This is a genomic window from Paeniglutamicibacter psychrophenolicus, from assembly GCF_017876575.1.
In the GTDB taxonomy this organism is placed as follows: Bacteria; Actinomycetota; Actinomycetes; order Actinomycetales; family Micrococcaceae; genus Paeniglutamicibacter; species Paeniglutamicibacter psychrophenolicus.
This window is the reverse complement of the sequence record NZ_JAGIOE010000001.1, coordinates 441,535-454,384: the sequence shown is the minus strand read 5'-3', so window position 1 is coordinate 454,384 and position 12,850 is coordinate 441,535. Positions and strand designations below refer to the sequence as shown.

Sequence of the window (12,850 nt, the reverse complement as noted above, 5' to 3'; positions counted from 1 at the left end):
ATGTCAAAGCGCATCGACGTCAAAGACCTCAACGTCTACTACTCCAAGTTCCTGGCCGTTGAAGATGTCAACATCGAAATCGAAGCCAAGTCCGTCACCGCGTTCATCGGCCCCTCGGGCTGCGGAAAGTCCACCTTCCTACGCACCCTGAACCGCATGCACGAGGTCATCCCCGGTGGCCGCGTCGAGGGCGAGGTGCTGCTGGACGGGGACAACCTCTACGAGTCCGGCGTCGACCCGGTGACGGTCCGCAGCCAGATCGGCATGGTCTTCCAGCGCCCCAACCCGTTCCCGACCATGTCCATCAAGGACAACGTGCTGGCCGGGGTGAAGCTCAACGGCAAGAAGATCTCCAGGTCCGATGCGGACTCGCTGGTTGAGAAGTCGCTGCGCGGGGCCAACCTCTGGAACGAGGTCAAGGACCGCCTGGACAAGCCCGGATCGGGCCTCTCCGGCGGGCAGCAGCAACGCCTGTGCATCGCCCGCACCATCGCCGTGAAGCCCCAGGTGATCCTGATGGACGAGCCGTGCTCGGCCCTGGACCCGATCTCCACCCTGGCCATCGAGGATTTGATCAACGAGCTCAAGAGCGAGTTCACCGTGGTGATCGTGACGCACAACATGCAGCAGGCCGCGCGCGTGAGCGACAAGACAGCGTTCTTCAACATCGCCGGAACCGGCAAGCCGGGCAAGCTGATCGAATACGCGGAAACCGCCACGATCTTCTCCAACCCGTCGGTCAAGGCCACCGAGGACTACGTCTCGGGCCGCTTCGGATAATTCCCGCCCAAGGGAAAACACGCAACACCAGAATTCGCCGGCATGACCGAACAGGTCGTGGTGGCGGTACCGGAAGGGGGATCTTCCGGGGATCCCTGGAGGGGGATCGCGACGGCGGAGGAATGCGCACGAGTCTTGCGCATTCCTCCGCCGTTGCCTCGTTTAACATCGGTTCCCGTTTTGCCTGGGGGACGACCGGGCGGGTGCGCCGCGCCAGCGGGCCTGGCCACGGAGGGTGCTTGCCGTCGGTATGGTGGGGAGCCAGCACACCCCCCCACAGAAGGAAACAACGTGAGCGAAGAAACCGCAACGGTGCACCAGAGAAGCCGGGCGGGAGACCTGCACGGATTCGTCGTGCAGGCCATGGCCGCGGTCGGGGCATCCGGGACGGACGCCGCCTACATGGCGGACCAGTTGATCGCCTCGGAGCTGGCCAACCACCCCTCGCACGGCATGCGCAGGCTTCCCGAGTACGTCGACCGGGCGCTGAAGGGATTCGCGCAGCCCGGGGCGCGGGCCTCGATCGAGCTGGACACCGGCTCCCTGGTGCGCATGAACGGCAACGGCACCTACGGGCACTTTGCGCTGCGCGATGCCACGGCGCTGGCCGTGGCCCGTGCCAAGGCCCACGGGATCGCCGCGGTCGCGGTGCGCAACAGCGAGTATGCGGGGCGGTTTGCGCCCTTCTGCGAGGAAGCGGCCAACGCCGGGGTGGCGACCCTGCTGTTCGGGAACAACAACGGGGCCGGGCAGGTCGTGGTGCCGCCGGGCGGCACCCGGGCGCGGCTGTCCACCAACCCGATTGCCGCCGGGGTCCCGCGCAGCAGTGCTCCGCACCTGGTCATCGACTTTGCCACCAGCACGGTGGCCGGCGGCCGGCTGGCCGAGGAACGCGACCGCGGCACGGAGCTGTCCGGGCAGTGGGTGACCCCCGAGGGGCTGCTCAAGCCCTTCGGCGGGTTCAAGGGCTTCGGGCTGGCGCTGCTGGTCGAGGCCCTGGGCGGCGCGCTGACGGGTTCCGAGACCGTCTCGGAGCGGAAGACGGCGGACCACCAGGGCACCCTGGTCATCGCGATAGACGTGGCGCAATTGCGCGAGCTGCACGAATTCACCGCGCAGGTCGAGGAGTTCATTGCCCATGTGAAATCCGGCGAGCCGGAGGACGGCAACGGACCCATCCGGGTGCCGGGCGAAGGCCCCTCGGTGGGGGACAGCTACCCCGCCGGCCACCCGGTGGAGGTCAATGCCAGGACCTGGTCTGAACTGGGGCGGATCGCCCGGGAACTGAAGCTGGCGATGCCCGGGGCCGTCCAGGGGCACTGACAACCAACGTCAACAACCAAGTGCAACGGCCCAAGGGCCGTTGCCCACAGTGCGCCGTGCGCTTGCCGGTCAGCTCACCAGCGGGTGCATGGCCAGGTACAGGATCCCGCCCACCAGGGCGCAGACCATCGGGGTGGCGACCCAGTGCCGCAGGATGCGGTTCACGTGCCGCCAGGTCACGGACTCGAAGCGCTGGTTGGTGCCGGCCCCGACGATCGAGCTGGTGACCGCCTGGGTGGTGGAGATCGGCAGGTGGATCAGCATGGCGCCGAGGAAGAGCATGGCGGCGGAGACCGACTGGGCGACCATTCCGCGCAGCGGGTCCATGTTGACCAGACGGTAGGCAAGGGTGTGGGCGATCCGCCAGCCGCCAAAGAGGACGCCCGCGGCCAGGCAGCTGGCACCGAGCAGCTGCGGGCCGAGCATGATGGACCCGGGTTCGGCCGCGCCGGCGGTCACCAGGGCCAGGGTCAGGAAGGCTCCGGTGCGCTGGCCGTCCTGCAGCCCGTTGCCCAGGGCCACCGCGCACGCCGCAATGGCCTGGCCGGCACGGGACACGCCGTTGACGTCGGAGGCCGTGGAGTGGCGCACCAGCCAGGTGACGGGGATGACCAGGGCGTAGGAGACGGCAAAGGCGAAGACCGGGGTGAAGACCAGCGGCAGCAGCACCCCGCCGGCCAGCATCCGCCAGGCGTCATGCACGCCGTCGTTGCCCAACAGCGCGGAGGCGCCGGAGGCCCCGGCAAGCGCCGCGATCAGCGAATGCGTGGAGGACACCGGCAACCCGCGCCACCAGCACAGCAGCGCCCAGGCGCCGCTCGCCAGCAACGCGGAAAGCAGCAGGGCCAGGCCCGGGATCCCGGTCGGGACGTTCAGCTCCACCGCGGAGACCAGATAGACCCCGAAACTGGTCGAAAGCATGGTGCCCGCGAAGGTGAAGAGCGCCGCGACCAGGACCGCGTAGGTGGGGGTCAGCGCCCGGTTGCGCACCGCGACGGCGACCGAGTTCGAGGCGTCGCGGAAGCCGTTGAGGAACGCGAAGGCGCAGGTGCACAACAGCACCACGAACATCATGAAGGATTGGCCGGTCACCACGGGCGGCTCAGGATTCCTTGACCAGGACGCGTCCGAGGTGGTCGGCCACGGCGCGCAGGGATTGCGCGGAGGCCAGGAACTGCTCGGCGACCGAGCGGTGGCGGATGATGGTTCCGGCCTTGCTCAGTTCCCCGATTTCCCCGACCCAGGTCAGGTGGGTGCGGTGCGCCCGCTTGGAGATGCGCACCAGTTCCAGCCACAGGTCCTCGAGGTCGTCCAGGCGCGTCAGCTGGCCCAGGGCCTGGGTGGTTAGCTCGGCCTGCCGGCCAATGAGTTCGAGCTGCTCGGCGGCCCGGTGCGAAAGCTGGCGCTTGCCCAGGTGGGAGATGAGGTCGCCGGCGCCGCTGAGCTGTTCGACGGCCTCGTGGAGCAAGCGGGAGAAGGTGTAGACGTCCTCGCGCGGCAACGGGTTGACGTAGCTGGTGCGCAGGTGGGTGAGCACCGCGTAGTGCAGGTCGGTGGTCTTGACCTCGGAGGCGTTGAGCGCCTCGAGGTGCAGTTCGCGGTCCTCGTCGGAGCCGAGCATCTCGGAAAGCACCCCGACGCAGTGGTGGACCTCGGTGGACAAATCGCGCAGCAGCTCAAGGCCGCGCGTGTCCGAAGGGAACAATCTAAACTTCACGAAGATACCACCGGATGCAAAGGGGAAAGCAGGTCGTTGCCCAGTTTAGCCAACGAAGGTTAACAAGCTCGCCGGTGGCCTTGTAGAAGTGCATCCCCCGTCGATCGCGGGGGGAAGTTGGCGGTGCCGAACCGGGAGCGCCTCTCGGCGGAAGGCCGCTCGTAGCGGCTGAAAGTTGGAGCCCGGGGCTGCCGCGGTCCGGCACCGTGAATACAGTTTTCTAGGAAACAGGGCTTCCTGTCAACATGGGATGCCACATATTCGCGCGCAGCGTGAAGGAACTCTCAGTCCAGCTCCCCGGCCCGCCATGACGCCGCGGCCGATTCCAGGTCCTCGGCGGTCTTCACCAGGGCGTGCGCACGGGTGGTCATCAAGGTGGCGCGCTCCGGGTGCGAGTGTTCGGCCGCGTCGGCCTGTTCGGCCTGGCCCAGGGCAATGACCCGGCAGTAGGCGGCGGTGCGCTCCAAAGCGACGTCGAACTCGCCGTCAAAGGCACCGGTGAGGATGGAACTGGTCATGGCGCACAGTTCCTCGGCGCCCGGGGGCTCCGCGGCGCCGGCAACGACGCGTTCGACCTGGGCCAGGTGGGCGCCGGCGGCAAAGAAGGAGGCCATGGCCTCGGGGTTGCTGACCGTTGCGGCACGGATCGCGTACAGGCGCCACAGTGCCCCGGGAAGAGAGCGGGCCGGGGCCTTGGACCAGAGCTCGGCAATGACCTCCAGGCCCTCGTCCTCGGCAAGGCGCACCAGGCGCTCGCGGACCTCGGGGTCGTCATTGAGTTTTCCAGCCTGCACCAGGGCATGGGCGGAAAGATGTGCGGCCTCGGAAATGCGTGCAGGATCGGCGCCGCCCTCGAAAGGATCGAAGTCCATGGGTGCAAACGGTTTGGGCTTGTGGTGGCGGAACGTGGTTGCCGGTGGAGTCAATGCTGGGTGGCCCTTCATGGGCTAGAGGATACTCTGCCCTGCTGGATAGTTACCCATCGGCGGGTGGGCGGGCCGAACCGAAGGCACCATGCGCGGCGACCAATGCGGTCACTGCCCCGCCCGGGGCCAGGCCGGCGAGGACCACCAATTGGAATTGGGCCGCTGCCTGCCCGTGCCAAGAAGCCGGTGGCCAATGGGGCCATGACGAGGGTGACCACTGCAAACCCCTGGGTTCCAAGTGTCGGTTGAATCTGGCAAGGATGTCCGGAAGATGCCGGGTTATCCGCTAATATGGGTGATGGCTAAGTGCCAACGCGCCTTTAGCTCAGTTGGTAGAGCACTGGACTTTTAATCCATTGGTCGCGGGTTCGAGCCCCGCAGGGCGCACAGATCGGTCCCCGTTCTCCTTGAGAGAGCGGGGACCTTCTGTTTTCCGGATGGCTTGGCAAGCGGCAGCCCGGACCCTCAACCGACCCGCGTCACGCCAAGGTGCGGGTGTGTGTTTTTGGCCCGAGTCATTTGATGGCCTTGCCCCGACCTGCATCGGCATTGCCCGCGCTCCCTGTTCCATTCGGTCGCCGACGGCAGCCCCCGCGAGCAACGAAGCCCCCATGGCCAATCGGCAAGTGACGGCGACCGGCCTGGGTGGCCCGGGATACCTTGGGCACGTGAATGGCGGCGCCCCGCTGCCGAAATCGAACGACCAAAATTCGTGAACTTTCCCTCTTGCGCGACCGCTATTCAGTGATACTATTTAGTGGTAGTTAGCACTACAGAGTAGTCAGGGAGGGGAGTTCCATGGGCAAGCAAATGACCGAGATGCTCAAGGGCACGCTCGAGGGCATGATCCTCGCGATCCTGGCCGTGCGGCCGGCATACGGCTACGAGATCACGGCGCGGCTGCGCGACGAGGGCTTCTCCGACATCGTCGAGGGCACCGTTTACGCCGTGTTGATCAGGATCGAGAAGCGCGACCTCGTCGACGTCGAAAAGGTCCCGTCCGAAAAGGGGCCGCCGCGCAAGGTCTACTCGCTGAACGCACAGGGCGGCGAGTACCTCGAGGAGTTTTGGGGGACCTGGAGCTTCCTTGCGGAACGGATCGCGCAGCTGAAACAGCACATTGAAAACACGCAGGAAACAGGAGAGTAGACATGGCAGCAAAATGGATCGAACTGGTCACCGGATCGTTCGAGGACAAGAAGCGCTGGCGCCGATACAAGGCCCGCAAGGAACAGCTCCCCACGAGCTACCGAACGACAATCGAAGGGATCGAACGCTACTTCATGTATGCCGGGTCGATCGTCAAGGGCGATGTCTTCATGCAGATGCTCGAGGACCTCGCCGACCTGATCGAGCGTGCGGCCACGGACGGCACCCCGATCCGGGACATTGTCGGTGAAGACCCGGTCGAGTTCGCCGATGCCTTCATCGCAAACTACGCGGATGGCCAATGGATCAACAAGGAACGCAAGCGCCTGAACGATGCCATCGACCAGTCCGTTGACGAAGCCTGACCCCACCGGAAACGGAGAAACCCCCATGGAAACAAGCCAAGCCCCCGGGCCCGCGATCCGGGTGCGGGGCATCGAGAAGTCCTTCAAGGACCTGCAGGTGCTGCGGGGCGTCGAATTCGACGTGCGGTCGGGCAGCGTCTTCGCGCTGCTCGGCTCCAATGGCGCCGGCAAGACCACGCTGGTGCGGATCCTCTCGACGCTGCTGAAGGCCGACGCGGGCACCGCATCGGTCAACGGCTTCGACGTCGCCGCCCAGCCGGGGCGGGTACGCGAGTCGATCAGCCTGACAGGCCAATTCGCCGCGGTCGACGAGGTGCTCACCGGACGGGAGAACCTTGTGCTCATCGCCAGGCTGCGCCACCTGAAGGACCCCGGCGCGATCGCCGACGACCTGCTGGCCCGCTTCACGCTTACCGAGGCGGGAAACCGCAAGGCCTCGACGTACTCCGGCGGCATGCGCCGCCGGCTCGACATTGCGATGAGCCTGATCGGCAACCCGCCGGTCATCTTCCTCGACGAGCCCACCACCGGACTGGATCCGCAGGCCCGACTCGAGGTGTGGCAGACCGTCAGGGGCCTTGCCGCCGGCGGCACGACCGTGCTGCTCACGACGCAATACCTTGACGAGGCAGAGACCCTCGCGGACCGCATCGCGATCCTGCACAAGGGCACCATCATCCAAAACGGCACCCTCGCCGAACTCAAGGCACTGCTCCCGCCCGCCAAGCTCGAATACGTCGAGAAGCAGCCTTCTCTCGAAGAAGTCTTCCTGGCCCTCGTGGAAGGCGGCGGGATCGACAGCGCCACGGGCGGCCGCGCCGACGGCACGGTCCAAGCGGGAAAGGAAATCCAATGAGCACCCACGTCCTGGCGGACACCGGCGTCCTGACCGGCCGCTCGCTGCGCCACATCCTGCGCAGCCCCGACACCATCATCACCACCGTGATCACCCCGATCGCCCTGATGCTGCTGTTCGTGTACGTGCTGGGAGGCGCGATCAACACCGGCTCCGGGCAGTCATACGTCAACTACATGCTCCCGGGCATCCTGCTGATCACCATCGCCTCCGGCGTCGCGTACACCGCCTACCGCCTGTTCCTGGACATGCAGGGCGGCATCTTCGAACGCTTCGCCTCCATGCCGATCGCCCGCTCGTCCGTGCTCTGGGCCCACGTGTTCACGTCCCTGGCCGCGAACCTTGTCTCCGTTGCGGCCGTCGTCGGCGTCGCGCTGCTCATGGGGTTCCGCACCGGGGCCTCGGTGGGCGCCTGGCTCGCGGTCGCCGGAATCCTGGTCCTGTTCACTCTCGCGCTGACCTGGATCGCCGTGATCGCCGGACTCTCGGCAAAGACGGTCGACGGGGCGAGCGCATTCAGCTACCCGTTGATCTTCCTGCCATTCATCTCCTCGGCCTTCGTGCCCACCGGTTCGATGCCCGGCCCCGTCGCGTGGTTCGCCGAGAACCAGCCGGTGACCTCCATCGTGGACACCATCCGGGCCCTGTTCGCCCAGGAGCCGGTCGGCAACGACATCTGGATCGCCCTGGCCTGGCTGCTTGGCATCCTGGTCGTTTCCTACGGGTTCGCGATCGCCAAATACCGCCGCAAGATCCGCTGAGCCGGCGGGGCCCGCAGCTGGGCCGCCACCGTGAACGTCACGCGACAAAGCGGCGTTGGCTTGTGTCCTCACAAGCCAACGCCGCTTTGTCGTGCCATGCGAAGTGTGGGACGTGGAGGGGCCCGGTGCGGCAGCCCGGCCGGCACGGGGAAGAAGGGGGCGGAGATCGGGAAGATCCGTGACACCAAGACTCCCGGAGATGGCGCTATGCCTCCGCACCCTGCCGGGGTCGGCCAGGGGAGTATCGTCGTCCCCGTCCCTCGGGGTAGCAATGTTGCGCAGGACACAGCGCCCCGGATATTGTGGCATCGTCAGGCGGAACGATTCTGCAGTTCTGGCCGTCGCTCTAAAAATGGGCGAAATCCGGGCGCGATGCCCGAAGACGAATATGGCCATTATTTTTTTGCTGCATTCGAAAGTCACCTTAAATGCCTACAGTTTCCGCTGCCGTTTCCCGCGCCCTTTTAACCTGCACCTCCGAGATCTTCGGGGTCATGGGCAACGGCAACGCCCATTTCCTTGACGCCGCATTGCGCACCGGGTTCCGCTTCACCGCCGTGCGCCACGAATCGGCCGCGGTCACCGCCGCCGACGCCTACTTCCGTGTCACCGGGAAGCCCGCCGTTGCCACGACCACCTACGGCGCGGGCTTCAGCAACGCGATCACCCCGCTGGCCGAGGCAGCCAAGGCCCGGATCCCGATGGTGCTTCTCACCGGCGACCAGCCAACCACCGGCGCCCGTCCGTGGGACATCGACCAGAAGGCCGTCAGCGACGCCGTGGGAGCCAAGACCTTCGTGGTCGATGCCCGGCGCCCCATGGCCATTGCCCTCGAGGCAGTGGCCCACGCCCTGCGCGAGCGCACCGCGGTGGTCATCTCGATTCCCTACGACATCGTCTCCGACGAGGCTGCCGGGGAGCAGGCCCCGACCCTGTCGGACTTCAACCTTGATCCCGGCCACCCGGCGGCCGCACCGCAGCTGCTCGCCCAGGCCGCCTCGGCCCTGAACGACTCCAAGCGCCCGCTGGTGCTCTACGGGCGCGGGGCGCGCCTGGCGAACGCCGCGAACGCCGTCACCGCGCTCGCCGATTCCCTGGGAGCGCTGAGTTCCAGCACCGTCCTGGCACCGAACCTGCTGGCCGGGCGCCACGGCGACCTGGGGATCACCGGCGGCTTCTCCTCGGCGGAGACCGCCGCGCTGATCCACGAGTCAGACGTGGTGCTGGTGCTCGGGGCGGGCCTGAACCAATTCACCACCCGCTTCGGGGAGCTGTTCAACGACGGCGCCCAGGTGATCCAGGTCGATGTCGCGCAGGCAGCGACCAGCGCGCGGGTGGATGCATTCATCAGGGCCGACGCCGCGGCGGTTGCGACGGCCTTGCTGCCGCTGGTGGCCCGTCGCGAGCCCGGTGCGCGCTGGGTGGATCTGGCGGGGGACCGCCTGGCCCGCACCGGCGAGCACGCCCGGGGGGACGCAACGGCTCCGGACGGGCTGCTGGACCCCCGCTCGGTCGCCCGGGCGCTGGATTCGATCATGCCGGCGGATCGCGTGGTGGTGCAGGACGGCGGACACTTCATCGGCTGGGGCCCCATGTACTGGAAGGTGCCGGGCCCGCACGCGCTTCACCTGGTGGGCACCGCTTACCAGAGCATCGGCCTGGGCCTGGCCTCCGCAGTGGGGGCCGGGGCCGCCGCGCCGGATTCCACGATCGTGTTGGCCAGCGGGGACGGCGGCTTCCTGATGGGCCTGGCGGACCTGGAATCGGTCATCCGCTCGGTGCGCAGCGGCATCATCGTCATCTACAACGATGCCGGCTACGGGGCCGAAATCCACCAGTACGGCTCGATCGGGCTGCACGAGGGGCCCATGCTGATTCCCGAGGTCGACTTCGCCGCCGTGGCCCGCGGGCTCGGCGCCAACGCCACCAAGGTCCGCACCCTCGAAGACCTTTCGGGCCTGCGGGACTGGGTCGCTGCCGGTGCCAGCGGGGTCTTTGTGGTGGACTGCCGCATCTCCCCGGCCGTGCGCGCCCCCTACATGGAAGAGGTCCTCGAGGCCAACCGGCGGTCCGCGGCCGTGCGCCGCTGAGCCCGCTGCGGGCGGCTCCCCGCGGGGCCGCCGGGTTCCGCCGGAAGAAAAATCATTGAGTGGATAAATTATTGACCTACCGCAAGGTAGGTTCCGCCCCTAGGGTGGGATGGTGCATTACCTGATCCGTACGGCCATGGCCGCAGCAGCAGTGGCCGCGTTGGCCCTCGGTGGAGCCGTCCCGGCGCAGGCCCGGCCCGTGACCGAAGTGAGGACGAGCATCGTGCACCCCGACAGTGCGGCCACCGCGCCCTACCCCGAAGGTTTCGACACCGTGGGGCCAAGGCTGCGGGTGGCAACCTTCAACGCCTCGCTCAACCGGCCGGCGCCCGGGCAGCTGGCCAGGGACCTCGGCACGCCGGTTGACCCCCATGCGCGGGCCGTGGCCGAGATCGTGCAGCGCAACGCCCCGGACGTGCTGCTGCTCAACGAATTCGACCACGACGCCGAGGGCGCCGCCGCGGAAGGCTTCAGGGACAACTACCTGGCCCGTTCCCAGCGCGGACAGGCACCCATTGACTACCCGTACATGTACCTGGCGCCCTCCAACACGGGCATCCCCAGCGGCGCCGACCTCGACGGGGACGGCGTCGTAGGCGGCCCGGCCGACGCGCTGGGCTACGGCGACTTCGAGGGGCAGTACGGCATGGTGCTGTATTCGAAGTACCCCATCGACACCGCCAACGTGCGCACCTTCCAGAAGTTCCTGTGGAAGGACATGCCCGGTTCCCGGCTGCCGACCCGGCATTACGACGAACTGGTCCGCGGCGTGCTGCGCCTGCCCAGCAAGTCCATGTGGGACGTGCCGGTTCGGGTCGGCGGGCAAACGGTCCACGTGATTGCCGCCCACCCCACCCCGCCGGTCTTCGACGGTCCCGAAAAGCGCAACCAGGCACGCAACCACGACGAGATCAGGATGATCAACGACTACCTCCGCGGGGCAGGGGACTACATCTACGACGATGCGGGCAATCGCGGCCCGCTGGCCCCGGGCAGCAACTTCGTGGTGCTCGGGGACCTGAACGCAGATCCCCGCTCCGGGGAATCCAGCCCGGAGGCCATCCGCGCGCTGCTGGGCAACCCGCTGCTGGTTGATCCGCTGCCCGCCGTGCCCCAGGCCGCGGGAGACCCGATGCGGGGGCTTGCCGGGATCACGCGCAACGTGACGGGCACCGCCGACTTCGGGCAGGGAAGCGCCGGGGTGCTGCGGGTGGACTACGTGCTGCCCTCGGCGACACTGCCGGTGCGCGGCTCGGGGGTCTATTGGCCCGCAGCCGGGCAAGACGGTGCAGACCTGGTATCCGGATGGCCGCCGGCCAGCAGCGACCACCGGCTGGTCTGGGTCGAGGTCTCACTGGGGAACTAGGCGCGGCATCCCGGGCAACGACGAACGGCCGCCACCTCCCCAAGGGGAGGTGGTGGCCGTCCGGCGTCCGGGACGACCAGCGGCTCAGGAAACCCGGTGGTCCCCACGCTCCGCATCCGCCGCATCGGCGTGCCGAACCTCGGCTCCGGGGGCCCCGGGAGCCGCCAAGCGCAGGGCACGGCGCTGGGCCAGGGCGTTGAGCACCCCGATCGCCACGGTGAGCCCCAGCGTGGCAATCAGCTGTGTGCGGCTGGCGGGGTCGAAGAGCGCCAGCACCACGATGCCCGCGAGCATCACCAGCGCCAGGATGGACAGGTACGGGAAGAGCGGCATCCGCACCGGCAGGTGGATGGACGGGTCCCTGTCGGCACGCACGCGCAGGATGACCTGCGAGAGCGCAATGAATCCCCAGGTGACCAGCAGCGTTGAACCCACGGCGTTGAGCAGCATCGGCATGACCAAGTCAGGGGCCAGGTAGTTCATGACCACCGCGACCGAGCACAGGATCACCGAGGCGGTCACCGCGACGTACGGGGTGTTGCTGCGGTTGCGCACCTGGATGACCCGAGGGGCGATCTTGCGCTCGGAGAGCGAAAGCAACATGCGCGAGGCGGCATAGATGTTCGCGTTCATGGCCGAGAGCAGGGCAATCACCACCACCAGGGCCATGATCGAGTCGATCCACGGGATGTGCGCGAAGGTGAGGACCGCGACGAAAGGCGAAGCGGCCAGCTCCGGCGAGTACCAGGGCAGCACCGAGACCATCACCAGGGCCGAGCCCACATAGAAGACCAGCACGCGGAACAGCACCCCTCGCACGGCCTTGCGGATGGAGGTGCGCGGGTCGTCGCTTTCGGCCGCGGCAATGGCCACGATCTCGATGCCGCCGAAGGCGAAGATGACCATCAACAGCCCGGCGCACAGGCCGACCACGCCATTGGGCAGGAAGCCGTCGTGGGCCACCAGGTTGGAAAGCCCGGTGGCCGCCACCCCGGGCACCAGCCCGGCGATGATGGCGACGCCGATGGCCAGGAACGCCACGATCGCGGCGACCTTCAGGAAGGAGAACCAGTACTCGAACTGGCCGAAGCGTGCCACATTGGCCAGGTTGACCGCGGTCAGCAGCGCCACGAAGAAAAGCGACCAGGTTCCCTGGGACACCCCGGGGAACCAGCCCCCGATGATCGCCGCGGCGCCCGTTGCCTCCGCGGCGATGACGATGACGCCCTGGATCCAGTAGAGCCAGCCGATGATGGCCCCGGCATTCGGGCCCATGGCCTTGGTGGCATATACGGAGAAGGAGCCGGAGGAGGGGTTTGCCGCGGCCATTTCGCCGAGCATGTTCATGATCAGGATGACCAGGAGCCCGGCCAGGGCGAACGCCAGGATGATGCCCGGGCCGGCCACCGCAACGGCCTGCCCGGAACCGATGAACAGGCCGGCGCCGATGGCACCGCCAAGGCCCATCATGGTGATCTGGCGGGTGTTAAGGCTCGCGGTCTTGGGGTTCATGGCGG

General features: G+C 67.5%; 12 protein-coding genes and 1 tRNA gene. 9 read left to right on the top strand and 4 right to left on the bottom strand.

Translation table 11 applies throughout. The features are described from left to right. Both pstB and JOF46_RS01925 read left to right on the top strand, forming a co-directional pair. Positions 1-780, top strand: a complete 780-nt coding sequence (pstB, locus tag JOF46_RS01930; RefSeq protein WP_209905779.1) for a phosphate ABC transporter ATP-binding protein PstB — start codon at positions 1-3, stop codon at positions 778-780. Between the two features lie 291 nt (positions 781-1,071). Beyond that, the gene (locus JOF46_RS01925; RefSeq protein ID WP_209905778.1) at positions 1,072-2,103 is read left to right on the top strand and encodes an Ldh family oxidoreductase; all 1,032 of its coding nucleotides are present in this window, start codon (positions 1,072-1,074) and stop codon (positions 2,101-2,103) included. 69 nt (positions 2,104-2,172) lie between these two features. Here JOF46_RS01925 and JOF46_RS01920 read toward each other — a convergent pair whose 3' ends face one another. From JOF46_RS01920 to JOF46_RS01910, 3 genes are all read right to left on the bottom strand, one after another. After that, positions 2,173-3,198: an inorganic phosphate transporter gene (locus JOF46_RS01920; RefSeq protein ID WP_342592333.1), complete on the bottom strand. Its 1,026-nt coding sequence runs from the start codon at positions 3,196-3,198 to the stop codon at positions 2,173-2,175. 7 nt (positions 3,199-3,205) lie between these two features. Then, entirely contained in the window at positions 3,206-3,820 is a 615-nt protein-coding gene (locus tag JOF46_RS01915; protein ID WP_209905777.1) for a hypothetical protein, read from the bottom strand. Positions 3,821-4,104: 284 nt separating this feature from the next. Next, positions 4,105-4,764, bottom strand: coding sequence for a hypothetical protein (locus JOF46_RS01910; protein ID WP_209905776.1), 660 nt, complete (start codon positions 4,762-4,764; stop codon positions 4,105-4,107). Between the two features lie 296 nt (positions 4,765-5,060). Between JOF46_RS01910 and JOF46_RS01905 the strand changes: the two genes are divergently transcribed. The 7 genes from JOF46_RS01905 (at position 5,061) to JOF46_RS01875 (ending at position 11,333) form a co-directional block, all read left to right on the top strand. Continuing rightward, positions 5,061-5,133: transfer RNA gene (locus tag JOF46_RS01905), tRNA-Lys, on the top strand. 411 nt (positions 5,134-5,544) lie between these two features. Then, positions 5,545-5,895 carry a PadR family transcriptional regulator gene (locus JOF46_RS01900; RefSeq protein ID WP_209905775.1) on the top strand — a complete coding sequence of 117 codons (351 nt, stop codon included), beginning with the start codon at positions 5,545-5,547 and terminating at the stop codon, positions 5,893-5,895. A gap of 2 nt (positions 5,896-5,897) precedes the next feature. Further along, positions 5,898-6,260 carry a DUF1048 domain-containing protein gene (locus JOF46_RS01895; RefSeq protein ID WP_209905774.1) on the top strand — a complete coding sequence of 121 codons (363 nt, stop codon included), beginning with the start codon at positions 5,898-5,900 and terminating at the stop codon, positions 6,258-6,260. Positions 6,261-6,285: 25 nt separating this feature from the next. Then, positions 6,286-7,116, top strand: a complete 831-nt coding sequence (locus JOF46_RS01890; protein WP_209905773.1) for an ABC transporter ATP-binding protein — start codon at positions 6,286-6,288, stop codon at positions 7,114-7,116. Next, a complete protein-coding gene (locus JOF46_RS01885) occupies positions 7,113-7,877 on the top strand; it encodes an ABC transporter permease (protein ID WP_209905772.1) in 765 nt (254 codons plus the stop codon). The genes JOF46_RS01890 and JOF46_RS01885 overlap by 4 nt, the downstream gene beginning before the upstream one ends. Positions 7,878-8,305: 428 nt before the next feature. Then, positions 8,306-9,967 carry a thiamine pyrophosphate-binding protein gene (locus JOF46_RS01880; protein WP_209905771.1) on the top strand — a complete coding sequence of 554 codons (1,662 nt, stop codon included), beginning with the start codon at positions 8,306-8,308 and terminating at the stop codon, positions 9,965-9,967. A 109-nt stretch (positions 9,968-10,076) separates the two neighbouring features. Then, positions 10,077-11,333, top strand: coding sequence for an endonuclease/exonuclease/phosphatase family protein (locus JOF46_RS01875; protein WP_209905770.1), 1,257 nt, complete (start codon positions 10,077-10,079; stop codon positions 11,331-11,333). Positions 11,334-11,417: 84 nt separating this feature from the next. Here the strand turns inward: JOF46_RS01875 and JOF46_RS01870 are convergent, their stop codons facing one another. Continuing rightward, positions 11,418-12,845 carry an amino acid permease gene (locus JOF46_RS01870; RefSeq protein WP_209905769.1) on the bottom strand — a complete coding sequence of 476 codons (1,428 nt, stop codon included), beginning with the start codon at positions 12,843-12,845 and terminating at the stop codon, positions 11,418-11,420. Between the last annotated feature and the right edge of the window lie 5 nt (positions 12,846-12,850).